Annotated in this window: 18 protein-coding genes, 2 tRNA genes and 1 pseudogene; 13 read left to right on the top strand and 8 right to left on the bottom strand. The window is 60.9% G+C overall.

Annotated features, from left to right (window positions below; genetic code table 11):
- Window positions 1–13 precede the first annotated feature (13 nt).
- Complete coding sequence (locus tag OKW44_RS27455; protein ID WP_018418267.1) at window positions 14–676, top strand: zinc-ribbon domain-containing protein; 663 nt, start codon at window positions 14–16, stop codon at window positions 674–676.
- A gap of 130 nt (window positions 677–806) precedes the next feature.
- Here OKW44_RS27455 and OKW44_RS27450 read toward each other — a convergent pair whose 3' ends face one another.
- The 5 genes from OKW44_RS27450 to tssC are packed head-to-tail and all read right to left on the bottom strand — an operon-like array spanning window position 807 to window position 5043.
- Window positions 807–1085, bottom strand: coding sequence for a PAAR domain-containing protein (locus tag OKW44_RS27450; protein ID WP_018418266.1), 279 nt, complete (start codon window positions 1083–1085; stop codon window positions 807–809).
- A 38-nt stretch (window positions 1086–1123) separates the two neighbouring features.
- A complete protein-coding gene (gene tssE / locus OKW44_RS27445; protein ID WP_026225430.1) occupies window positions 1124–1555 on the bottom strand; it encodes a type VI secretion system baseplate subunit TssE in 432 nt (143 codons plus the stop codon).
- Between the two features lie 8 nt (window positions 1556–1563).
- Window positions 1564–2253, bottom strand: a complete 690-nt coding sequence (locus OKW44_RS27440; protein WP_018418264.1) for a DotU/TssL family secretion system protein — start codon at window positions 2251–2253, stop codon at window positions 1564–1566.
- Window positions 2250–3596, bottom strand: a complete 1347-nt coding sequence (gene tssK / locus OKW44_RS27435) for a type VI secretion system baseplate subunit TssK (RefSeq protein ID WP_084753969.1) — start codon at window positions 3594–3596, stop codon at window positions 2250–2252. Before tssK ends, OKW44_RS27440 begins: the two co-directional genes overlap by 4 nt.
- Before the next feature lie 43 nt (window positions 3597–3639).
- On the bottom strand, window positions 3640–5043 hold the full coding sequence (tssC, locus tag OKW44_RS27430; protein WP_018418262.1) for a type VI secretion system contractile sheath large subunit: 1404 nt from the start codon (window positions 5041–5043) through the stop codon (window positions 3640–3642).
- Window positions 5044–5298: 255 nt separating this feature from the next.
- Here tssC and OKW44_RS27425 point away from each other — a divergent pair, with 255 nt between their 5' ends.
- From OKW44_RS27425 to OKW44_RS27375, 11 genes are all read left to right on the top strand, one after another.
- Window positions 5299–7623: a type VI secretion system Vgr family protein gene (locus tag OKW44_RS27425; RefSeq protein ID WP_280783753.1), complete on the top strand. Its 2325-nt coding sequence runs from the start codon at window positions 5299–5301 to the stop codon at window positions 7621–7623.
- 16 nt (window positions 7624–7639) lie between these two features.
- Window positions 7640–10543: a hypothetical protein gene (locus tag OKW44_RS27420; protein WP_026225428.1), complete on the top strand. Its 2904-nt coding sequence runs from the start codon at window positions 7640–7642 to the stop codon at window positions 10541–10543.
- 6 nt (window positions 10544–10549) lie between these two features.
- On the top strand, window positions 10550–11080 hold the full coding sequence (locus OKW44_RS27415) for a hypothetical protein (RefSeq protein WP_018418259.1): 531 nt from the start codon (window positions 10550–10552) through the stop codon (window positions 11078–11080).
- A gap of 66 nt (window positions 11081–11146) precedes the next feature.
- Window positions 11147–11686 (top strand): hypothetical protein, encoded by a 540-nt coding sequence (locus OKW44_RS27410; protein WP_035470095.1) that lies wholly within the window; start codon window positions 11147–11149, stop codon window positions 11684–11686.
- Window positions 11687–11873: 187 nt separating this feature from the next.
- Window positions 11874–13031, top strand: a complete 1158-nt coding sequence (locus tag OKW44_RS27405) for a KPHS_23130 family T6SS system protein (RefSeq protein ID WP_018418257.1) — start codon at window positions 11874–11876, stop codon at window positions 13029–13031.
- Window positions 13028–16624: an ImcF-related family protein gene (locus tag OKW44_RS27400; protein WP_018418256.1), complete on the top strand. Its 3597-nt coding sequence runs from the start codon at window positions 13028–13030 to the stop codon at window positions 16622–16624. Before OKW44_RS27405 ends, OKW44_RS27400 begins: the two co-directional genes overlap by 4 nt.
- 68 nt (window positions 16625–16692) lie before the next feature.
- A complete protein-coding gene (tssF, locus tag OKW44_RS27395) occupies window positions 16693–18492 on the top strand; it encodes a type VI secretion system baseplate subunit TssF (protein ID WP_018418255.1) in 1800 nt (599 codons plus the stop codon).
- A gap of 11 nt (window positions 18493–18503) precedes the next feature.
- Window positions 18504–19613, top strand: a complete 1110-nt coding sequence (gene tssG / locus OKW44_RS27390; RefSeq protein WP_018418254.1) for a type VI secretion system baseplate subunit TssG — start codon at window positions 18504–18506, stop codon at window positions 19611–19613.
- A gap of 43 nt (window positions 19614–19656) precedes the next feature.
- Window positions 19657–20280 (top strand): type VI secretion system lipoprotein TssJ, encoded by a 624-nt coding sequence (gene tssJ / locus OKW44_RS27385; protein ID WP_113061875.1) that lies wholly within the window; start codon window positions 19657–19659, stop codon window positions 20278–20280.
- 59 nt (window positions 20281–20339) lie between these two features.
- On the top strand, window positions 20340–20780 hold the full coding sequence (locus tag OKW44_RS27380; protein ID WP_239498993.1) for an OmpA family protein: 441 nt from the start codon (window positions 20340–20342) through the stop codon (window positions 20778–20780).
- Window positions 20781–20786: 6 nt separating this feature from the next.
- Window positions 20787–21242, top strand: a complete 456-nt coding sequence (locus OKW44_RS27375) for a hypothetical protein (RefSeq protein ID WP_018418251.1) — start codon at window positions 20787–20789, stop codon at window positions 21240–21242.
- 87 nt (window positions 21243–21329) lie between these two features.
- Here the strand turns inward: OKW44_RS27375 and OKW44_RS27370 are convergent.
- The 3 genes and pseudogenes from OKW44_RS27370 to OKW44_RS27360 form a co-directional block, all read right to left on the bottom strand.
- Window positions 21330–21707: pseudogene (locus OKW44_RS27370) on the bottom strand (transposase); the annotation flags it as partial.
- Window positions 21708–21803: 96 nt separating this feature from the next.
- Window positions 21804–21890: transfer RNA gene (locus tag OKW44_RS27365), tRNA-Leu, on the bottom strand.
- Between the two features lie 223 nt (window positions 21891–22113).
- Window positions 22114–22200, bottom strand: a tRNA-Leu gene (locus OKW44_RS27360).
- Between the two features lie 414 nt (window positions 22201–22614).
- On the opposite strand from OKW44_RS27360, the gene rnr reads away from it, so the two are divergent.
- Window positions 22615–25098 carry a ribonuclease R gene (rnr, locus tag OKW44_RS27355; RefSeq protein WP_018418249.1) on the top strand — a complete coding sequence of 828 codons (2484 nt, stop codon included), beginning with the start codon at window positions 22615–22617 and terminating at the stop codon, window positions 25096–25098.
- Window positions 25099–25124: the final 26 nt, after the last annotated feature.

The raw sequence follows: 25124 nt of genomic DNA, 5'->3' as shown, positions 1-25124 counted from the left end.
CCATCGCTTTGCGATGCTGACAAAGGCCGTGCGCATGGGACACTGGTGCGTGGATTGCGCCTACGATCGCGCGATCATCCACTCGCTGGAGGAAGCTCGCGCGACTGCCATTGACCGCGGAGGTGTCTGCCTGTCGCGTCGCTACGTCAACACGCGCGAAAGGATGCGCTGGCGCTGCAAGGCAGGCCATACCTGGTCTGCCTCTCTTGAAGCCGTGCTTCGTGGAGACTGGTGTCAGACGTGCCATTTCGAGCGCATCAAGCCGCGTCCGGACGATATCAAACAGGTCGCAGCCGCGCGCGGCGGCCGGTGTCTGTCGGCCTATGTCGACAAGGAAACGCCTCTCGAATGGCAATGTGCCGAAGGACACACGTGGTCTGCTCCGTGGTCTCGCGTGAGCAGGAGCCAATGGTGCAATCTGTGCGCGGCGAAGGCCCGCTCGCGCACGGTCGAACAGATGCAGGATCTGGCACAGTCGCGTGGTGGCCAGTGTCTTTCGACGGTCTATCCCGGCGCCCACGGCAAGCTCGAATGGATGTGTGCGAAAGGGCATGCGTGGCATGCCTCGGTCAACAGCGTCTGGCGCGGCAGCTGGTGCCCCCAATGCGCGCATGACAGCCGTCGCATTGCGCGCGCGCAGGGCAAGCGCAAAAGCAGGGTGCCGATCCTTGTGTGATTGCGCGGGGGCGGGCGAGTATCAAGCGCGTTCACGGCTTGGGAAACCTGGAATCAGCCTTGCGATGCGCCCGGAACAACGGTCACGCGGACATTGGCCGGGTACCCCGTTCGGTTCCTGATCACCAGGACTACTCGTCGTAGTACTCCGAACGGGCAATCACGCGGTTCGTACCTCGCGGGCACTGGCACGCCACGATATCGTTGTCCTTCACAGCGGCCGTGGCACCCGTCAGCCCCCAGCCTTTCGCCGTGCCCAGCATGGGACCGATATGCCCACAACGCCCGCACGACGCGAGTCCCTGATCTTTCGCGAGCGATCCGTTCTCGTCGGCGAAATCCTCGTCGCCGTCCAGCACCTCGCCGCCGGTTGTCGTCCTGTTCCCCTTGATTGCCAGCATCGTTGCCATGCCATGCTCCTTTTCGCGTTGAAGTCGTCCGGACCGCATCAATACCGATCGAGCGCGGCCTGCAGCATTTTCAGACGGGTCTTGCCATCTGGCGTGAACACCGTGTCAAAACGCACGAGCCCTTCCTGATGAAGGTGGCAGGCCATCGTGAAGCTGACCATCATGCCGGGCTCCGGCGCATGCACCTCGATCTCGACCGCCCTCAGCCGCGGCTCGTACCTGAGCAATGTCGACTCGATGGCATTGCGCAGCTTATGGGTCGATGACGGCAGGTGCCGGTAAATCTCCGACAGATCGTCAAGTCCGAAGTCCGGCAGATGTGCAAGCGAACGACGCCGGCTGTTCAGGATGCGCTCGATGTTGTCCCGCACCGAAAGGAACGTCTGCTCCTCTGGCGTGAAGTCTTTCACGGTAGACCCGTCGGCAAAATGCCCCGTGATCCGCTCGAAAAGTCCTGGTCCTGTACGCATGACTGCCCTCAGTGCGCCATGCTGTCGATCGACGACAGCAGCCACTGGTCGATGGCGAACCAGACAAGTCCCGCTGCAATACAGGCGAGGAGAACCCACGCGAGCGGGGACAGCGGGCGTCGGCGCCTGCGGGACGGATTTACCACCACCGGGCCTGACTGATCTGGCGCGCTTCTGTCATTGCTACCGCCAGCGGCACGCGCAAGACGTTCGTCAATCGAACTGATGAGCTTCTCGCGCGCTTCGGCCTCGTTCAGGGCATAACGGCCCTTGAACCCGAGTCCAAGGACGGCCGCAAAGATCCCCAGCAGGGGCAGCACGGGCTTCGTCTCGCGCAGGCGCTGACCGATCCGCCTGAGCAACTCTTCGCCCGCATCATTGCGGCCGAAGACGCGTACCTGCAGCGGTTCGCGTTCCCACGTATCACGCGCCGTTCCACCGAGTCCATTGAGGGCTGCTTCATCGAGCAGCGCGCATTGCGCATAGAGCGCGTCATCAATCACATCGCGCGGATGTCCGCGCCGCTGCAGTTCCTCGCGCAGGCCGGCAATCTGGGCATCGGAGTCCCGGCGCAGGACTTCCAGCGATGGCGGATTGCCACTGCGAAGTGAAACGACGGTGCGCGCCGTGTCGCGCAGGGCGAGGGGTAGCAAGGCGGGCAGCAGGTCATGGGCCGGTTGTGCTGTCGCGAATTTCATGATGGCAGCACCGCGTAAAGCTCAAGCTCGGCCTCGGGAATCGACCCGGGCACGTAGATCTGGCAGGCACGCGCCGCAATCATGCGGGCGAAGGCCGGATCCGTACTGTCCACCGCAAAGTACTGGTTCTCAATACGTACGGGAATCGCGGCAGGAAGACGCGACACCGGACGCAGCGCAATACCGGCCAGTGCGGAATTGACGACCTGCTCGACTTCGTCGGGCGCGCCCATCTTGCACAAGGCGGGAATCTGTTCGAGAAGGGCATGGGCGGGCATCGCCGCGCGGACCGACAGGTAATAGTCGACTTCAACGGTCAGCCGCTCCTCCTTGATCTGGCCGCGCCACATCGAGGTCCGCAGCCGCTCGAGCTCAATCGGTACGACGCGCGAGGGAATCACGGCATCCAGCAGCGCGCGGATCAGCTCTTCCAGTTCTGCAAACACGGGTTCCGGCGCACGATGGTCATAGGCGGGGATGGCCTGCAGCGTTTCCGTGGTCGAGAACGTGAGAAGTGATCCGGCCAGGCGCGCGAGCACAGCGTACAGGCGTTCGGGGTGCTGGTCGGGCGCCTGGGCGAGCCGCGCCAGTTCGGGCCACGTGCTGTTCACCGAATGCAGCAGCCAGAAGAGCGAAACATCGGACACCGCGAAATCCGCGATCTGGTCCGAACGCTCCTTGCGTCGCACTGCGAGGCTCGCGCTCTTGGCCGTCAGAATCTCCGAGAGGCGCCGCATGCGTTGCGTGAGCCGCGTGCTCGCCGACAGGAAGAGGCACGGCGGCACAAACGTCTCATCTACCTCGAAGCGACCCTGCGGTGTGCGCGCGAGACGGGCAACGGGACACGTGACGTAGTCGTCCGGCTTCTCGAAGTCGAACAGCAGTGCCACGACCTGGCGCTCGACGCTGATCTCTTCCTTTTCCTGTCCGTTGAGGTCGACGACATGGACGAATTCGCGGGTCACGCGTCGGGGCCGCGCCGGCTTCTCTCCAGGCTCGACACAGTTGTTGCCCTGCGCATCGACCAGTGCCACGCCGACGAGCACCGTCACCGCTTCGACATTGGCCGGCACGTCTGACAGGCTGCGCGCACCGGGTAGCCAGTCAGCGGTTTCGCTGTCGATGAACGTGCCATCGCGCAGACGCGCCGTCAGTTTTGCGAGCTGCAGCCGGTCGACGGTCAGCGCCTGCGTATCCAGCGCGACACCAATCACCCCCCAGGCGTCGGGACTTGCGATACGGGCGACCTGCTCGTTGGCGAACTGCTCCCACAGCGCCTGCTGCTGGAAGTGCTGCGGCGTCATGAAAATGCCACGCGCCCACAGGGGTTTCGTTATCTTCATCGTTGAAAGTCGTCGTAATTCAGGTAGGGAGAGTGGTCGGGGTTCAACGCTTTGCCTTCGGCATCTGGGACATGAGCGACAGGCTCACATCCATGCCCTCGATCTGGAAATGCGGAACAATGAAGAGTGCGATGCGAAAGAAGCCCGGGTTATCTTCAATGTCTTCCACCACGACGCGGGCTTCACGCAGCGGATGTGAAGCCTGCAGGTCGTCACCCGGTGTCGTCATGACCGTCACGAGCGAACGGATCCATGTGTTCAGTTCCAGTTCAAGCACTCGGCGGTCCTTGGTGGTGCCGATATTCTCGCGCTGGATCAGCTTGAGATAGTGCGCGATACGCGAGAGCAGGAAGATGTACGGCAGGCGCGCGTTGATGCGGCTGTTGGCTGCGGCGCCGCGTGTGTCGAAGACGGCGGGCTTCTGGGTCGAGTGCGCGGAATAGAAGCACGCGTAGTCGTGATTGCTCGTGTACGAAAGCGCAACAAGACCCAGCTCGGCGAATTCAAACTCACGGGTTTCAGGAATCAGCGCGTCAGTAGCAATCTTCCCCAGATGGCCGGTATCCAGATCGTAAAGATGGACCGGCAGATCGGGGATCACGCCACCGGCCTGGGGGCCCCGTATCTGAAGACACCAGCCATTGCGCACGAAACTTCTCACGAGGTTCACGGCGAAGGCAAACGCCGCGTTCGCCCACACGAAGGCACTGCTCCCTCCACTACGGACATCCTCGGTGTAGTTGAAAGCTCGCACGGGATTGATGTCGGGCCCGTATGGCAGGCGTGCAAGAAACCGGGGCAGCGTGAGTCCGACATAGCGGGCGTCCCCGGTATCGCGAAACGCCTTCCATTTGAGATAGATCGCGCGCTCGAAGTGGCCAGACAGATCGCGTATGCCCGCGACTTCCTCCATCGACGTCCTACCGAAGAACTCCGGCGAAACCGCGCCAATAAAAGGCATGTGCGCCGCGGCCGCTACCTTCGACAGATTACGCAGCAACGCAACGTCGGGTGCGCTGGCATCAAACTCGTAATTCGCGATGACCGCGGCGAAGGGGTACGCACCCGGCGTATCGTATTCCTGGGTGTATGTCTGGAGGAAGAGGCCGCTCTGGATCAGTTCGGGCGCATCCTCGAAGTCCTGGCGCAAGGTCTCTTTCGAGACATCGAGCACCTCGATACGCACGTTGCGACGAAGGTCTGTCCGGTCAACCAGGAATTGCAGGCCACGCCACGCAGACTCAAGCGTCTGGAAAGCGGGGTGGTGGAGGATGGTGTCGATCTGCCTGCCGAGTAACAGGTCGATGGTGGCGAGATCGTGGTCAATGCGTAATGCATCTGTGGCATCCACGCGCGCACGCTCATCACGCGCACCGTTCCGCGTGAACGAGTCGGGTGTCGTGGTCTTCTGGTCTCGCTGCGTGCTGTTCTGGAAGCTTGCGCTCATCGTTCAGTAACTGATATCCCGGCTTCGCTTAACTGGTGATATTTAGCACGCGATACATCTCAAAACCAGCCTTAAAGGTCAACAATTGTCAGTAGCTGATTGAAAACAACAAACGTTTCATGTCGACACAAGCAATGCTTCACTGGCAGATCGAAGGCGCGTAATGTACTCACCCCAAATACCCGTTGGTTACGCGATCGTATTTCATGCGTAGCAGTTCCGACGTACTGCTGATCAGGTGAGGAATGAGCAAAAATGGCAAGCCTGTATGACGAAGCGAGGAAGGTTGTATCGGATCTGACGGCGACACCAGGACGTCAGGCGTATTTCCTGGATGTGCCGGGGACTGACAGTGCGGCGCAGCTCTCGGTCGTGTCATTTGACGCGTCCGAAAAAATGGGCGAACCCAACCTTGTGCGCATCGTGGTGACCCATCCGGGCCAGCTTGCACGCACCGACTACCTGGGCCGGGATGCGGTCTTCAGGATCGTGCCAGACGATGGCGTGCCGAAGATCTTTTCGGGATACATCGAGCGCTTCTCGACAATACAGACGACAAAGGATTTCAGGAAATATGAGTTTTACCTGAAATCCCACATCGGACGGCTTGCCGCAGTCGACAACACGCAGATCTACCAGCATCAGACGATACCGGAAATCATGGCGGCGATCCTGCGACGTCATGGTCTGCGCGAACACCAGTTCTCTTTCCGCCTGCGGAAACAGTACCTCAAGCAACTTTTCCGTTTCCAGTACAGGATCAATGATCTGGCCTGGCTGCAGATGCTGATGCAGAAGTCCGGCATCTACTTCTATATTGTTGAGACCGAGTACGGCGATCAGGTGGTGTTTGGTGACGACATCGACCATTACCTCTACGACCCGCGACTCATCGTGCCGTACCGTGAAGCGGCGGGTCTCGAAGCGGGTGGAGTAGAGGCCGTCACATCGATCAGGACGCATACGGAGACGGTGCCGCAGTCGTTCGTCGTCGCGGACTATAACCCTGAGAGCGCCTGGGAGCGTTTTCGGGATGAAGCGAACGTTGCGCCAGACGATCCCACCACCTACGGCCAACCGTACATTTACGGTACGAACCACCTCGACCAGCAGGGCGCAAAGTGGGAAGCACAGTTGCGCCACGAAGCGGCGCTCGCCCGCCAGGTCGTGTATGAAGGCGACAGCACCGTGCCCGCACTGCAGTGTGCACGGGTCCTGGAAACAGATGTCGCATTTCCCGATGCGCCAAAAGGCCAGGTGGTCATCGAGATCACGCACAGCGGAGCGCGCGACAAGCCCTATACCAACAGCTACAAGGCCATCCCGGCCGACCGACGTTTCCGTCTTGAACTGAAACCGGAGACCTGGCCCAAAATCGCCGGCACACTTTCAGCGCGAATTTGCAGCCCGGACAAGTACACATACGGCTACCTGAATTCCGTCGGCTATTACGTGGTGCGTTTCGACGTGGATTTTGCGGACTGGCCGAAGGGCGGTGAGAGTGTGCCACTGCGCATGGCAAAACCCTTCGCCGGGAAGCTGCAGACAGGCATGCACTTCGTCGCGCTGGATAATGACGAAGCCGTGATTTCCTTCAGGGATGGGGATCCGGACAAGCCAGAAATTACGGCCTTCCACCACCACATCCAGGCCCGCGACCTGGTGACGAATGATCGTCGCTGGCTCTCGCGCAACATGATCCGCACGCAGAAAAACAACAAGCTGCGCATGGAGGACTGGGAGGGCCAGGAAGGCATCAAGCTGAGCACGGAGCACTCGGGCAAGTCACAGCTCAATCTCGGCTATCTGGTGAACCAGAAACTCGAATACCGCGGTGAAGGCTATGAGCTCCGGACAGCGGGTTACGGGGTGAGTCGCGCGGGTAAGGGCGTGATGCTCACGGCCTACGACCGCCCTGCTGCGACCGGTCAGCAGCTCGACATGCAGGAGACCATCGCTCAACTCGAGAGCGCGCTGGCGACCGCAAAGGCGCTGGCAGCGTCCGCCAGCAGTGCGAAGGCCGAACCTGCCGACACCGACGCGCAGCAGCAGATGAGGGCTGATCTTGACGGCTTGAAGAAACCCGGGCTGCTCATGAGCACGCCGGCCTCTGCGGCACTCGTGACGGGGCAGGGTCTGCAGTTCGCAGCAAAGGACAACATCTCGGCTGTTGCCGGAAAGAACGCCGACTGGAGCGTTCTCAAGCGCTTTACGGTTGCGGCGGGCGAGAAGATCTCGCTATTCGCCCAGAAGCTCGGTATCAAGATCTTTGCAGCGAAAGGCCCGGTCGAGATTCAGGCCCAGAGCGATGCAATGTCACTGCTTGCCGATCAGGACGTGTCGGTGTCGAGTGTCAACGGTACGGTACGCATCAGCGCGAAGAACGAACTCGTTCTCGAATGCGGCGGTGCGTTCATTCAGCTCAAGGACGGCAATGTCACGCTTGGCGGTCCTGCCGATCTGTTCTTCAAGGTCATCACGATCCAGAAGAAGGGAGCGGCGTCGATGAACAACAATCCCACGCTGCCTAAGGCTACCGGCGTGATTGCGCAGAATCGCGCGGACCATTACTCGAACTGACAAAGGCCGACCGACCATGACAAATCATCACGGCCACCCACAGCATCCGGCAGCACCGGCCACGCCCGCCACTCCGGCTTCGCCGCAATGGCAGCCTCTGAACTGGAGTTTTCCGTTTGCACCCACGAGCGGCAACGCGGCGGATCCGCAGACCTGGCTCAAGGCATTGGCGAGCACGGACGGTGGGTTCTACCCGCTCGGCGCAAATGGCATGTTTCACGGTGGCATCCATTTCGATGCCGGCACGGGCGGCGTGCTCAAACAGGGCGACGGCGTCAAGGTCATCGCGGATGGAGAAGTGGTGGCCTATCGCCTGGATGCCACCTATCCCGAGCTGACCTATCCGACAACACCCCCGCGCTACGCTCTGTACTCGACGTCGTTCGTGCTGGTGCGTCACAAGCTCGTGTTGCCGCCTGCGCCTGACAAGTCGACCACGCCGGGTACGTCACAGACCACGCCGGCTACTCCCGCTCCAGGTGCCTCCGCCGCAGGGACCGGCAGCCCGCAGGCCTACCAGCCACCTGCCGATGAAGTGCTGGAGTTCTACAGCCTCTACATGCACCAGCTCGATCGGGCAGGCTACAAGGCAGCAGAAGCCGGCAGTGGCCAGTCCGCGTCGCCAGTCCATTCGCTGCCTTTCTGGCAGGGCGACAAGCACTACCGCGTCGGTGGCAAGGCCAACGATCGCCAGAAGCAACCTCCGCAGCTCAACACGCCCTTCCGGTTCGATCTGGATTCGGCAGGCTCGGGTTCCCCGACGCCTGGCAACGGCGCGCAACTCGGCAGCATTGCAGCCGGTCCGTCGCCGGACAGCCTGGGCGCGCTCACGTCGCAAGGCGATCAAAAGCTTCGCTATGCCCTGCCATCTGGCGATGCTGCAAACATGGAAAGTGCGCCTGAGAGCGCTCAAGGCGTTCGCATTCTGGACCGGGTCAACGGGACAGTGATCGGATTGCTGCCGCGGGGCGGTGAACTCAGCATAACGGGCAACGCAACTTCCGGCTGGGCGCAGATCGCAACGGTCACCTCGGGCACACCGGTCGCTGCCGTTGCTGGTGGTACTCCCGATCCACGTGCTACGACGGGATGGGTGAATCTCGATGAACTTGATGCGGTTGTTGATCCTAAGCCGCTGGATACGGTAGTCGTGTTCGACAAGCCATATCCGGTCAAGGCGGGCGATATGGTGGGCTATCTCGGCGAGTACCAAAACTCCAGCCAGTCGCATCTGCTGCCGCCTCAACCCACTCGTGCGCTACTTCATGTCGAGGTCTTCACCGGCGCGAAGATCAAGGACTTCATCAGCAAGAGTCAGGATCGCGCGAAGACGCTCCCTGCCAGTGGGAAAACGATGCTGGTGTTTCAGCAGGGAGCACAACTTGTCAAGCCTGCCGATCCGCAAGATAACCCGCAGGTTGCCGGCCTGACGTTGACGCTCGCGAAGGGCGACCCGGGGAAGGGCAACTGGGCAAAAGTGCAGCCGACCCAGCTCCCGGCGCAGTCCGCCTCACATGGCCATGGACATGGTCACTCCCACCATCCCAGCCAGCCTGGCGGAACGCCCATAGGCAACCCGGTATGGGTCGAGCGCAAGTTTGCGGGGAAGCCGGCAACGGCAATGGTACAGACCTGGACAGACTTTCCTCTGCTACTGGCCAATGCGAAGGCCCCGGTCACTGGATATCAGCAGGTATTCTCGCGCGCCCAGCTTGATCAGGTTCTCGATACGGGCAAGGCGGTGGACGATCAGGGTACGCAGTGGTGGTCAATCACGGCCGGTGACGCCGACGGCAAGACTATCTCCGGCTGGGTCTGTGAAAAAAATCATCCCCATACGCAGTGGCAAAGTCCGTGGTCATGGCCCGGCTTCGATACGGTTGATACAACTGATGTCCCGCTATTCGACATCTACCGACGCACCGTTTACGAAATGAAGCAGTTGATCGACGGCGAAGAGAAGGAGTTCAGCAGAGCAGCGGCGACCGTCAACGCAGGACCACTTATCACAAAACTGGAAAAGGCTGCCAAGCGCCAAGGTAGCGTCGAAGGGAATGTGGTCCCTGCCGATTTGAAGAAGGCATTGACTGTCCCCTGGCTGGCAGAGGCAGTCTCACACCTGATCGTTCGCTACGAGAGTGAGTGGGGCGGCGACATGAGCAAGTGGGAAAAATTTCTACCCATCATGGGTGACTTTGGAAAGCCCATCTGGAAAACCGAGATGGAGCGGATCAAGAAGTTACAGTGGTGGAATCAGGTAAAGGCCGTGAAGGGTTTTCCGGCCGATCCTGATGTATGGCATATCCATCCGATCGGATTGGTAGGGAATTTCTTTAAATCTGGAAGTAGTCTTGATAAATTGATTCGAGAGATCGGAGATATTATCTCCCACGGCGAAGGGGGATACGAATCTTACAATACTGGAACCGATGGCCTCCATGGCCCGGTTGGACATTCTTACATCACGAGGCCAAAGGGGACGGTCACTGGGAAAACAGTCAATGAAATACTTGCGACGGAGCACCTTTCTTTCACGGACCCTGCCCGCTTTTATACAACCGGCAAGTACCAGACCATCGTTCCGACATTGCGCGAAGGGAAAATAAAGTTAGGCTTGACCGGCGAGGAAAAATATGACGAAGACATGCAAGAGAAAATGTTCGCCGATTTCCTTATCTATCATGCCGGTGGTGGCGTTCTTGCTAAATTTATCAAGCAAGGAATTGGAACTGTAGATGATGCGCAATACGCCGCTTCTAAAGAGTGGGCGTCCATTGCCGCACCGGCGACTCGTCGCATAAAGAACGGAACCATCTCCGATGGAACCCTTTCGTATTACCAGAGTGCAGCTAATAGTGCAAATATGCATTCAACTAATATGCTCAGGGATATTCTCTTGGAAATTTCACAATCACGTTGAAATACAATGATATACATCATCCGCCTAGCTTCTCTTATCGCCGTATTCCTTTTAGGAATGGTGACATCGTATGCCAAAGATTTGGCTGCCACACCTAATCACGCATTCGATCAGGTCAAAATTGCTTACGCCCACGATCAGTGTTCTTTTAAATTCTCGCCTGTTGATTTTTGCGATGATAGGCATGTTTTTGAGATAAAAAAAGCAATCGCCACTGAAGCGGCCAATTTTAACGGGCATTATATTCTTTTAAGCATTAACGAATGGAAACCTTCTGCACACTATGGGGACAGCTTGGTCGTAATTGACACGCTAACGGGGATCGTCTATCCGTTGCCGTTTGACTACTATTCCGGTCAGATCAATATGAAAAATTCGCACATGCTGAAAAAGCCTAATTTAAATTTTTCTCTGAAAAGTAACAAAATATGCATTGATGGATCCATCCTTGTTTATCGCGCGATGACTAATGGAAATTTCTGCTTCGAATTCGACGGCGAAAAATTTACAGGATATCAAACCGAATATATGCGCTAGGAATTAGTGCAAAACGCTTGGGATGAGTATTAAAATTGTATACAAATTTGGTTAGGTGATAGCACAATGAAACTCATACCTCGTGCGTTGGCACTATTTTTCGCCTGTAGTTTTTGTGTCGCGAACGCTGCCGATAGAAGCATGTTGCCGAAATTTTCGAAGTACTCCATCGAAATTTATCATGGCCACCTTAAGGTTCCAGATTATTATCAAAAAACAGGCGACGAATGGCGAGACGATATGGGGAAACTGGTGGCGCCGCTGCAGGTTAATTTCGCCGGAAAATATTACATTGGCCTTCACAGTTGTGGGGCGGGATGCAGATATTACACGCTTTCCGATTTGACCAACGGTTCCGATTCAAACGCACTCGACGTGTTTTCAAATGCAAACAGACGCCCCCAGAGAATCTCTGATGGTCGCGAATATATAAGTAGCCTCGTTAGTCACTCTGACAGCAAGATGCTGGTTGCCCAGTACCACATCGCGCAGAGCGCTAAGTCCTCCGAGGAGTGTAGAGAACGGATTTTCGTTTTGAGCGACGACGGCAAAAGTATTAAACCAATAACTGAAACTACTAGGTCCTGCGAAGAAATCGAGTTCTGACAGAATAATGATTATTCTTAAAAAAATCATACTTGCCTGTTTTCAATTTCCATCCAGAAATGAGAATTTGGACGTACCTAAGCGAGGAAGAGCCGCATGGAATAGCTAACGCTCATTGCACGGCTACGGTCGACGAGAAATAAATAATTATCGAAACCCAAGCAGTCTTCTTAGTCGAAGCTTATAGATGTCCTGGCCTATTCCGGTATTCTCACAAATCGAGTATCCAACGCCGATCTCCTGGCGCCTTTGGCTGCCGGCGCTCGCAGTCACAGCAGTAGGTGCGGCGGGAGCTGTGCTGATGCTGTGGCCGCACGGCAAACCAACAAACACGATCTTGTTTTGGGCCACGCTGGTTGGAGCGCCACTGGTTGCCTGTGCTTTGACGTTCGGTTTTAACCTCGACCATTGGGAAGACGAACAGACCGACGCGGAGGAAGCCGAAAAGGAGCAGCAACGTCTCAAAAGGCTATGGCGCGACTGGACCCGTCGCCGCTTGTGCGTCGTGGATGCTGTGGTATTTCCCGCAGCCACGAGAGAAGTTGCAAAATTCGCCGAACCAAAGGTCGACCTGCCATCACAGAAGGATCGAACCATTGAATTTGAGCGGGCGAAGGGTCGCTCCGCCGAGTTCCGGCGTACAAGGTTGCTGCACCTCGTCGCAATGCACTTTGCTGACGGGTTGCGGGCCCGGCGAGAGGTCGTCGTCACACTGATGCTCGATGAAGCGTCGCTTGAGCAGGCCGCGTCGTGGACCCAGCGCGCCCGGCATATCTTTGGCCGCTTGATCCCCGGTGTCACGTTCCGCGTCGAAACGCAATTGGCAACCAGCGGAGTGCAATGGACTACCGACTTGGTGGATCGGGTCGATATGGCCACGCGGCTTGTGATCGCTGCACAGTTCTGGGCAGGTGAGGAAGAAGAGCATGAGTTCAGCGAGGGGGCCGCAGCCTTTCTCATCGAGCCGGCTGCGTCGCAGGCAGGTTCGATATTCCGCCCGATGACGAGCACACGCGATACGCTGGAAACCGGGCTTTCTCAAATCAAGGAGTACCAGGTGCCTCCTGAACGTCTGGCACTTGCTTGGTTCACCCGCTGCGAAGAGGGCGAGTCGACGACGATCCGTTCAGCACTGACAGAGGATCCGAAGGATTCTACGGTCGAACGCCTGCTCGACAAATCCCTGGGCTTGCCTGGACCGGCAAGCGGATGGATCGCACTCGCGATTGCGATGGATGCAATGCGAGGAGCCGGACCTCAACTGGTTGTCTGGGGCGAGCCCGACTCTGAAGCGCTGCATCTGTGCACCATCTCGCCCCTGCCTCACAAGGAAACAACGGTTTGAAGAGCGAAAAAAAACATATCCTGGGCCGGGTTCTGATTGCTGCCGCGCTTATTGCAATTGTAGTGTGGGTACTTTTCTTTACCGTGGACGCAAAGGATCTGGTCGCCTGGTTCACCCGGTATCGGGCCATTCTTGTCCCTCTTGCACTCCTTGCCGTCGTCGGAATCGGCGTTCTTCTTCAGCGACGCAAGCAGAAGCGGGACACGATCCAGCAGGCATCGAAGGATCAGGGCGCCGAACCGGCCCAGAAGACTGATCCCGCAGCTAACGCGGCAAAGAATCGGGCAGAGCAGGTCGTAGCCTGGGCGAAGGACCTGAAACTGCACCTGAAGCAGAAGCGGTGGTTTCGCTGGGCTCACGTCCAGCCGTGGGTGCTGGTTGCAGGCGACGCCGCGACTGTAACCGCGCTGATGCCGGAACTGGCCACGAACGGCTCGCTGGTGACGGACGACGCCGTGCTGCTATGGGGCGGCCTGGGCGCCGACGGTCGTCCGGATGAATTGTGGCTGCGCCAGATCCGGCGGCTCCGATGGAGCCGCCCGCTCGATGCGATTGCACTCGTGCTGGATGACGGAACGCTGCTGCTTAACCACCCGCAAGAGAAGAATCTCTGGGGTCTTCACCTCGCTCGCATCAGGGAGGTTTTACGCTGGTCGGCTCCGGTGTTTGTTGTTGACGTCGCTGGCACCGATTCCGTGCGCCGGATCGACGCACCCGTGACCGGCTGCGAATTCACCCGCCCGCTCAGTTTCTCCGCCGTTGAGACAGCGCTGTTCGAACTGCGCGACCGGATGGCTGACCGCAGCGTGCATCAGCTTGCCGGTAACGGCAACGACGACTACGCGTCAGAACTGTCGCGACGGCTCGATACCCGCGCGACGCCGCTCGCGCGCTGGATCACGGGCCTCTCGGACTGGCACCGGCGGGCGTTGCCGGTCGCAGGTGTTTTCTTCGCGCCGCTGGCCCTCGCGGGCGCAACAACGTCGGGCTCCCCGGACAGCTCCCGTCTGCCGCTGTGGCGTCATCTCGCTGTCACAGCGAACCATACGCCGGGCCGCCGTACGTTTTCCAATCCGGTGACGATCATCTCGGTGATTGCGCTTGCCCTCATCGGCCTGTGGAGCGCCGGCATGCTCATCTCGGGCATGAACAACGCACACGAGGTCATGCTTACGAAAGAGTCCCTGCAGGCGCTTGACCGCGCGAGCGACACCCCCGGTCGTCTGCGCGCACTGCACGGACTCCAGCAGCGCATTGGTCTGCACGAGGCACGCGTGCAGGAACACACGCCGCTGCTTACCCGCTTTGGTCTGAACCACGACCGGGCTGTGCTCAATGCGCTGTGGACGCCGTACGCGCGCGCCGCAAAGCCGCTCCTCATTGCGCCAGTCCAGCAGGACATCGAAGGCCAGCTCGTCGACCTCGGGCAGATGTCGACCGCCCAGGTCGACACCCAGAGCAGCCAGATGGCGCAGAGCGGTGAGCAGGCGCTCAAGACCTACCTGATGATGGCGGACCCGCAGCGCGCCGATCCCGCCTTCATGACACCGCAGCTTGCGCATCACTGGAACATCGACACGGGTCTGCGCCCCGGCGAGAAACTCGACCTGTCCACGCAGCTGATGGGCTTCTGGACACAGCACCTCCCCGCCCATCCCGACTGGCACATCCAGCCGCGCGAGGATCTCGTGGGCAACGCGCGCCAGACCCTGCTGGCAATCATCGGCGTCAGAAACTCCGAGGACACGATCTACCAGGGCATCCTCGATTCGGTGGGCCACAAGTACCCCGACCAGACCCTTGCTTCGCTCACCGCGGGCACGGACACGCGAGGCCTTTTCTCGACCTCGGCAACGGTTCCTGGCGTCTTCACGCGCCAGGCCTGGGAGAGCTCCATCGAGGCCGCGATAGACGATGCCGCAAAACACAATGGCGTCGAGGGTAACTGGGTGCTCGGCAACACCGGAGAATCACAGGCCGGCACAGCAATGGCACCTGATGCGCTGCGCACCGCCCTGCGCGCGCACTACTTCTCCGACTATGTCGAGCACTGGCTGGATTTCATGAACAGCATCCGGTGCGAAGCCGCGCCGACGCTGCCGGCTGCCGTTGGTCAACTGACGCTTATCGCCGATGCGCGGCAGTCGCCGCTCATTGCGCTGATGAAGACGCTTGCCTGGCAGGGTGGAGCGGGCGCGCAGCAGGCCTCGCTTTCCGATGCGCTGGTCACGAAGGCACAGAACCTGTTCGGCAGGAAGGACGACTCGCCCCAGGCTGCGCAGGCCACGCCGGCCGGACCGCTTGACGCCTCTTTCGGACCTGTGCTCAAGCTGGTTGGCCTCGCGGGCAACGGCAACGCGGCGCCTGCCGCGGCCAGCGACCTGAGCATGGAACGGTTCACGGAACGCGTGACGACGCTACGACTGAAGCTGCAGCAGATCAGCGACAGCGTCGACCCGGACGACCAGGCGCGCCAGGTCGCACAGGGGCTCTTCCAGGGCAAGGGCTCCGAGCTTTCCGATACGCTGGCCTATGCCCAGCTCGTTGCGGCAAGCCTGGGCGAACAATGGGCGGGCATGGGCAGCGCGCTTTTCGTGCAGCCCATCGAACGGGCCACGCAGACTGTGCTGCGGCCGGCACAGGCGAGCCTGAACGACGCGTGGCGCCAGACGATCGTTGCCGCATGGAACCACTCGTTTGCCGGGCGCTATCCGTTTGCGAACACCGCCAACGATGCGTCGCTGCCCGAATTTGCGCGGTTCGTGCGTCCCCAGGGCGGCCTGATCAACACCTTCCTCTCCACCCAGCTTGCCGGCGCCCTGCAACTGCAGGGCGATCAGTGGGTGGCAGCGTCGGGGGGAACGGGCGCGGGCAGCGGGGTGGCTGGCACGACCCGGGCCTTTGATCCCGCCTTCCTCAAGGCCATCAATACGCTGCAGCAGATCGCCGGTCACCTTCTCGCGCAGGGCGAGCCGCAGTACACGTTTGCGCTCCAGCCCGTGCCCACACCCGGCATCACGGATACGCTGCTCACGCTCGATACCCAGACGCTGCACTACTACAACCAGGTGCAGACGTGGCGCACGATGACATGGCCATCGCACGATCCGCAAAGCGCCGGCACACGGCTCGAATGGCAGACGGATACGGCTGGCACGAACCGCACTTTCGAATATAGCGGCCGGTGGGCGCTCGTGCGCATGCTCGAGCACGCCAGTGTCGAACCGGTCGACAGCGCGACGTACCAGCTGACGTGGCAGACCCGCCCCGAAAACCCCGACCCGAATGCCATCGTAAAGAAGGTGGAGGAGGGTGCCGATCCTGCGGCGTTGACCGCGCAGGAGGCACTCGCACCTGCACCGCCGGGCATGACGCATCCGTTGCGCTACCTCATCCGTACAGACGTGGGCAAGGGGCCGCTGGAGCTGCTGGCGCTCAGGGGCTTTTCGCTGCCCACCCGCATCTTCGCCGAGCCCGCGACGCCTGGCGCGAAAGCGCCCAAACCGGGCGGACCGCCGCCGTTGCCCAAGGCAGCGCTGTCCGCTGCGAAGCACGCGTCCGTGCCTATTCCCCAGGGACAGGTGCCGGAATGATCCATCCACGTGATCCGCAAAGCGGTCGTCCTGAAGCGTGATCCATAGCCAGACAGAGAATCCGTACCATGACAGACCCCACCCGCGATAACGAAATCCTGCGCTATTACGAGGCAGAAATGCGCTACCTGCGCGAAGCCGGCAAGGAGTTCGCGCAGGCGTTTCCCGATCGCGCCCGCGAGCTGGATCTTGACCGCGTGGGCGAGCGTGACCCGCATATCGAGCGGCTTTTCGAAGGCTTTGCCTTCCTGATGGGGCGCCTGCGCCACAAGCTTGATGACGAGCTGCCCGAGCTCACCGAGGGGCTCGTCAGCATGCTGTGGCCGCATTACCTGCGCATGATTCCCTCGCTCGCGATCCTTGAACTCATCCCGGAAAAGGGTGCGCTACAAAAGCACGAGACGCTCGAGGCAGGTCTGGAGGCCACCTCCGACCCGTTCGGCGAGGGCACCGTTACGACCGAGTGCGTATACCGCACCACCCAGGCAGTCGACATGTATCCGCTGGCCCTCAGCGAAGCCGGAGTCTACGCACGCGAGGATGGGCGCTCCGTCATCCGCCTGCGTCTGGACATCCAGACGCAGACCGAACGCACCCGGCTTCAGGTGCCACGCCTGCGCCTGTACCTCGATGCGGACCGGCCCGTCGCGCTCTCCCTCTATGCCGCCCTCACAGCAAAGCCGGTGGCGATGCAGGTGCGTGTGCCGGGCTGGCCCGAAGACAGGCCAGGTGCGCCGGTTGCGATGCCGGGCCTGCGTCTCGCGCCCGCCGGGTTCGCTGCCGAAGAACGCCTCTGGCCCAAGGCCGATAACGCGTTCGGGGGCTACCAGCTGCTGCTCGAGTACTTCACCTTCCCCGAGAAGTTCATGTTCGTCGACCTGTTCGGACTCGACCTGCAGGCGATTCCCGCGTCGGCCACATCGGTCGACGTCGAGGTCGTGCTCGAGCGCCCCTATCCGGACCACATGCGCTTCACTGCGGACAATGTCCGCCTCTATTGCACGCCGGTCATCAACCTCTTTACGGTAGGGGCTGATCCCGTAACGGTCACACAGAACGAGACCGAATACCGCGTGCGTGCGCGGGCCGAGCACGGTTCACTCATCGACATCTATTCCGTCGATGGTGTCGAATATTTCGAGCGCGGCCGGCGCTTCGAGTACGTGCCTTTTGCCGCATTCAAACATCGTGGCGGCATGCTGCGCCATGACATGCCTGAGCGTTACTACCATACCCGCATGCGGCGTGGCCCGTCCGGCCGGTTCGATACGTGGATCGTGCTCGGCGGCCACGCGTGGGACCAGGCGAACACGCTGCCCACTGAAACGCTGACGCTGTCGGTGACGGGCACCAACGGCATGCTGCCGCGCAAGGCCCTGCGAGAAGCAGGCATTACGCGCATGCGCGGCGGCTTCACCAACATCGGCGCGGTGCGCAATCTCACGGCGCCCACGCTGCCGGTCTATCCGCCCACGGGCGAGCGCTACCACTGGCGTGTGCTTTCCCATCTTGCGCCGAACTACCTGTCGCTGCTCGACGCGGAGATCCTGCGCGGCTCGCTCGCGCTCTACGACTGGACGGATGGCGAGCTCAACAGCCGTCGCATCAACGCCATCACCGACGTGCGGCACCGCCCGCTTAGCAAGCTCGTCAAGGGTGGACTGATGCGCGGCGTGGAAATCACCGTCACGCTCGATGGCACGCGCTTCGCCGGCGACGGAGACCTCGAACTCTTCGGCAGCATGCTCAACCGCTTCATTGGCCTCTATGCGACGCTGAACCTCTACACGAAGCTCGTGATCGTCGCCCAGCCGACGGGACGCCGTATCGAATGGCCTGAAACGAAGGGCGAAGGGGCGCCGTTTTGAACGCACGAACGATGCCCGCGGCCGCGCCAGGACACACCGCGCCGCTGCTGCCCGCGCTACTCGATCAGGCGACGCGGATGAACTTCATCCGCTTCTGCGAACTGCTCGAACTGGCTGCACCTGATATGCCGTCCCTGGGGACAACGGATTCGCCCGCTACGGACCCCATCCGGTTCCGCTCTCGCGCGCAACTCGGTTTCCCGGGCCGGGAAATCGACGCGGTCAGATCCGACATTGACAATCCCGCAGGCCCGCCATCGGTGGTCACGACCTTCCTCGGGCTCTATGGCGTCGACGCACGCATGCCCGCGTATTTCATCGACGAGGTTGCGCAGCATCGCGACGGAGCTGAGCCCCTGTCGGCCTTTCTCGACATCTTCCACCACCGCATCATCACGCAGTTCTACCGCGTCGCGCGCAAATACCGGTACCCGGTCGGCTTCAGGCGTGACGGCACGGACCCGGTGTCGCGCTATCTGCTCAGCTTCGCCGGCTTCGGGTTCAGTGCGCCTACGCGCCGCACCATCTCCATTCCCAACCTGTCTACAGCCACAAGCGGTGAAGAACAGAAAACCGCCGGTGCGCGCCAGCGTCTTGCAGAGGTAGCCGACAAGCGCCGGCTGCTCTCGATGCTCGGGCTCGCGATGCAGAAAACGCGCACGGCGGAAGGGCTCGCCGGCGTGTTGCGGCACGCCGTGCCGGACGCCACGATCACGGTTGAGGAATTCCATCCGGTCTGGCGGGAAGTGACTGACTTTGAGCCTGCTGCGCTCGGTGAACAGTGCCTGCTGGGCCGCGGCTTCTACGACCGTGCGAACGTGGTCCGGGTGGTAATCACGCCGGCTTCGCGTGAAACCGTACTGTCGCTCGTGCCGGGGCAGAACACCCATCGAGAAATCATGACGCTGCTGCGGTTCTATCTCGGCTACGAGAGCGAAGCAGATCTGGAGATGCACGTGCGCGCGGACCTGATGCCTAGGCCCGCGCTCGAGCCACGTCAGGCGAATCTGGGTTTTACCGCACAACTGGAAGCGCCGGCCGCACCCGCACCGGGCGCGCCGACGCGCATCACGCGCGTGCAGCTCGGCCGCTGGAACGGAGCAGGGGAAGCAAACGCATGAAGAACAGCACAATGAACGGGGGCTCCTCGAAATGGACAAAAAGATGAACCGCGCGGCACATCACGCCGGTCTCGCAATCGTCATCCTGTCGACTGTCACTCTCGCCGGATGCGGTGTTGCGCAGGCCGTCGGTGACGGAACCGTGGATGCCGCGAAATGGGCCTTCACGACTCAGGTCAAGACGATGAATGTCGATCTCTCCGGTCGTGCGTCGCTCAATGCTGACGTCCAGGGACAATCGCTCTCGACGGTCGTGCGTTTTTACCAGCTCAAGGATGCGAAGACATTCGCACAGCTGAATTATTCTCAACTCCAGTCTGACGACCTGAACCTGCTCAAGGCGGACCTGCTGGCCACGAAGGACGTCGTGCTGCGGCCGGGCGCGAGCGCAAGTCTCGCCGAGCCGATGAGCCCGGATGCACAGGTCGTGGGTGTGGTTGCGTTCTTTCGGGAACCGGTACAGGACAGGACGTGGAAGCTCGCCATCCAGAAGAAACAGTGGAAGAAGACGGACCCCGTCAAGATCGAGGTCAATCGCAACGAACTGGTGCTGGTGGGTGCAGATTCCCAGCCGGTCAAACACGAAGCGCCCACGCAGGCCATACCGGCAAGCCCCGCGTCGGCGGTGGCGCCGGTTCTGCAATCGGGAGCCCTCAGGCAGGGCTGAGCGACCACACGGAACGCGCGGTTTCTGCAACCGGACCGCGCTGCACTTCGTGAAGTGCGGTGGGCGTCCATTTCCTGAAAGGGAATGACTTGAAAAAACTGCTTTCAGTGGGGACCTGCATCGGTGCAGTCGCGCTGCTTTCGGCCTGTTCGGGCCTCGATCGCAGCCACGAGATTGCGCTCAACCAGGCCACCGGCATTGAGGTGACGCAAGGCGAAAACGGCGTGCAGATGCGCCTGCCCGAGAAGGTGCTGTTCGATTTCAACCAGTCGACGCTTCGCGCGGACGCCGCACCTGCGCTGGCCCGCGCGGCTGTGCTGCTCAAGCGCAGCGACAAACCCGTGATCGTCGAAGGGCATACGGACAACGTCGGTACGCACGAGTACAACATGCAATTGTCCGAAGCACGCGCAACGACTGTTGCCGACGCACTCGAGGAACGCGGCATTGCGCCTTCACGCCTCGGGACAAAGGATCCTCGGCAAATAAACAAGGCATGAACAGGCATGGATCAGAAAAAATCGACGATGCATCGATGGGCCCGCGCTGCCCTGTTCATGATAGTGCTGGCGGCGCAGTCGGGCTGCAGCACGACGGGCGGGATGGCCGGTCCGATGCCAGACGACGCTCACGTGAGTACAGGGCAGATTACCGGCCAGCAGTATCTGACGACGGTCATGCATCAGGCGTCGGGCGCGCCGTCGGCCAGTGTTGGCGCGGGTGGCTTTGGCGGCGGCATCGATGGAGTAGGGCTCGGCGCAGGCCTGAGCTTCGACATCTCCCGTCTGTTTGAAAAGCCGGCTGACTCACCAGTCAAGATCTATCGATACGGTGTCAAGCTGCCGGATGGCTCGACACGCGACGTTGATAGTCCACTTGATCTGCGACCCGGAGATTGCGTGAATGTGATTGACTCCCGGCAACCTGGTTATCCAGGGCTTGCAACTGCGAGTGACTGTTGAATCAGTAAAACCGGGCATGCTATCCAATCGTCCAGATTGTGTCGTACCGGCGGACTCCGGCGCGCGTCAAGCAGGTTGTCGCCTCACTCATGCAGCCAGAGGCTGTTTATTTGCGCCGATCGACGCCATCTCAACGACTGGGTCACGTTCGGGGTTAAGCGTCACGGCACCAACCGGTGTCCAGTTGCGCGTGTGACACGACCAGCGGGCCGGATTGCATGCGCGCGCCTTCACGAACAGCACGTCGCAGCGCAGTCTGGCAAGAGCGATGAGCGCCTGATTGTGGCGCTTGCCCTGCTGGACCTTGCGGGCGTAATAGTCCCTCGGGTCTCGCAGGGCAGCAAAGGCGGAGAGGAAGAGTGCTCTCTTGAGCACCTTGTTGCCGCGTCTGGAGGGGTATTCGCCACGGATAGACGAGCCTGAGCGTCGGGTGACCGGGGCGAGGCCGGCGTAGGCGGCGAGATGCGGGATGACGATGGACCGCAAATAGCAAAAAACCCCGCTACGATAAGGCTTTGCGGGGTCTTGCTGGACTGCGTTGTACTACCTTAATCAGCTTTATGGTGCCCAGGAGAGGACTCGAACCTCCACGGTGTTGCCACCGCTAGGACCTGAACCTAGTGCGTCTACCAATTCCGCCACCTGGGCACGTCTTCAAGCTAGACAGCTATTTTAGCAAGATGATTAAGTTTGTCAATTTCTGCTTCAAACAAACTTGCTTTTCTCATCCGCTCGGTTGAATGCGCAGCGAAGTAATGCAATCGCTACTGAACCACCGTCCTGCTGATCCGGCAATCGAAACACAAACAGCGACTTCGACTACCAGGCACAAAAAAGTAGAGCCGCCAAAAGGCGGCTCTACTTTTGAATCTGGTGCCCAAGAGAGGACTCGAACCTCCACAGTGTTGCCACCGCTAGGACCTGAACCTAGTGCGTCTACCAATTTCGCCACCTGGGCAGGTGATGAACAGCAAAGACCGCCATTATAGCGACAGATTCCGACCTGTCAAGCGATTTGCCGAACGCGATTCAACCTCGCGGCGGCCCCGGCGAACTATGCGTCCCAACCACCGCCGCAGGCCCGCGTGGCGCCCGACACGGGTGTTAGAATGCCTCGCAGTAGTTCGTTGGCACGATGCGCATCCGGCGTCCCGACGCGAGTGTCGACATGCCATCAGGCAGACGCGCGTCGGCTGGCGTCGAACGAGCCGGAGCCAGGCAGTTTCCAGTGCAAATCGCAATGGAGCAGAAGAGCAGAAAGCAGCAGGTGCAATGACCGAGGCAGCGCAGCCGCCGTGCAGATGCAGCCGAGCGCGACTGCGCGCATTACGCAAACGCCTTCCAGGCCGGATCACATCGCCGACCGACGTCCATGCAACGAGAAAAAATCATCGACAAGCCCTTGAGCAAATTTCCGTATCCGATTCCAAGCCGCGAAGAAATCCTCGGCGTGCTGCGCACGAGTGAAATGCCGCTTGCCGCGAACGACATCGCCGAAGCCCTGTCGATCAAGCGCCAGGAGCGCGAAGGATTTTTCAAGCGTCTCGGCGCAATGGAGCGCGACGGCCAGATCCGGCTCGATCAGCGCAATCTCTATCAACTGACCCATCCGTCGAACTTCGTCGCGGGCCGCGTCCAGGGCCATCGCGACGGCTACGGTTTCCTGATTCGCGACGACGGCCAGGACGACCTGTTCCTGCCCAACGGCGAGATGCAGAAGGTCATGCATAACGACCGCGTGCTCGCACGCATCGTCGGTTATGACCGGCGTGGGCGGCCCGAAGGGCACATCGTCGAGGTCACCGACCGCGCGAACAAGCGCGTGATCGGCCGTCTGCTCAACGAGAACGGCGCGCTGATCGTCGCGCCCGAAGACAAGCGCATCGGCCACGACATCCTGATCACGCAGAACACCCGCAAGGCGAAGGTCGGGCAGGTCGTGGTGGTCGAACTGACCGATTTTCCGAGCCGTCATTCGCAGCCGCTCGGCCGCGTGGTCGAAGTGCTGGGCGATATCGACGACCCCGGCATGGAAATCGAAATCGCGGTGCGCAAGTACGGCGTGCCGCACGAGTTCGGCGAGGCCGCGCTGGCGGAAGCGGCGAAGCTGCCCGACGAAGTGCGCCCGGCCGACATCCGCCATCGCGTCGATCTGCGCGACGTGCCGCTCGTCACGATCGACGGCGAGGACGCGCGAGACTTCGACGACGCCGTCTATTGCGAGCCGGTGAAAGTGGGCCGCGGCGATGGCTTCCGCCTGATCGTCGCGATCGCGGACGTGTCGCATTACGTGCTTCCGCAAAGCGGACTCGATACCGACGCAATCGAGCGCAGCACGTCGGTGTATTTCCCGCGCCGCGTGATCCCGATGCTGCCGGAGAAGCTGTCGAACGGACTGTGCTCGCTGAATCCGCAAGTCGACCGCTGCGTGCTCGTGTGCGACATGATCGTCACCGCGCGTGGCGACGTGAAGGGGTATCAGTTCTATCCGGGCGTCATGCATTCGGCCGCGCGGCTCACCTACACGGAGGTCGCCGCGGTGCTGAAAAACACCAAAGGCCCGGAAGCGACCCGCCGCGCCGCGTTGCTGCCGCAACTGCAGAATCTGTATGGCGTCTACAAGTCGCTGTTCGCGGCGCGTCAGAAGCGCGGCGCGATCGACTTCGATACGACGGAGACGTACATCGTCTGCAACGCGCAGGGCAAGATCGAGCAGATCGTGCCGCGCACGCGCAACGACGCGCACAAGCTGATCGAGGAATGCATGCTGGCCGCGAACGTGTGCGCGGCGGACTTCCTCAAGCGCAACAAGCATCCGGGCCTGTTCCGCGTGCATGCGGGACCGAGCGCGGAAAAGCTCGAGAACCTGCGTACCTTCCTGCGCGGCATGGGCCTGACGCTCGGCGGCGGCGACACGCCGCACGCGAGCGACTACGCCGCACTGATGGCGCAGATCCGCGACCGGCCCGACGCCTCGATGCTGCAGACGATGCTGCTGCGCTCGATGCAGCAGGCGGTCTACAGCCCCGACAACATCGGCCACTTTGGCCTCGCCTACGAGGCCTACGCGCACTTCACGAGCCCGATCCGCCGTTATCCCGACCTGCTCACGCATCGCGCGATCTACGCGATCCTGCAGGGCCGTAAGTATCAGCCGCAGCCGCCGCACGGCGTCGAACTCAATACCGCACTGTCGCCGCGCGCCCGCGCGATGCAGCAGGCCGACGAGGAAAGGCGCGGCGCCCGCGGGCGCGCGAACAACGTGGCGATCTGGGAAGAACTTGGGCTGCACTGCTCGGCGAACGAGCGCCGCGCGGACGAAGCATCGCGCGATGTCGAAGCGTGGCTCAAGTGCTATTTCATGCGCGACAAGCTCGGCGAAGAGTATGGCGGCATGGTCAACGGCGTCACGTCGTTTGGCATTTTCGTGCAGCTCGATTCGCTGTTCATCGAAGGCCTCGTGCATGTGACCGAACTCGGCTCCGACTACTTCCAGTACGACGAGATCAAGAACGAACTGCGCGGCGAGCGCACCGGCATTCGCTACCGGCTGTCGGACCGCGTGCGCGTGCAGGTGAGCCGCGTCGATCTCGACGCGCGCAAGATCGACTTCCGCCTTGTGCGCGATACGCCGATCAAGCCGCCTGCGGCACGTGGCATCGCGGCGGACAAGGGAGAAGGCGCTGGCCCGCGCGTGCGCGTGATGCCGCCGGTGGAAAGTGGCGCGTCGGTGCCGGGTCCGCGGCGCAAGAAGGCCGCGCCCGCACAGAGCGCGGCGGTCAAGGAAGCGCGCGTGGCGAGGAAGCACGGTGTCGCGACCAAGGCGGCGTCGAAGCAGGCACGCAAGAAGCGCTGAGGCTTTCACAGCGCCGGGACCGCGCG

This window comes from Paraburkholderia lebeckiae (genome assembly GCF_050436325.1).
Classification (GTDB): Bacteria; Pseudomonadota; Gammaproteobacteria; order Burkholderiales; family Burkholderiaceae; genus Paraburkholderia; species Paraburkholderia tuberum.
The sequence above is the reverse complement of the archived record's forward strand: the minus strand, read 5'-3'. Positions and strand labels throughout refer to the sequence as shown.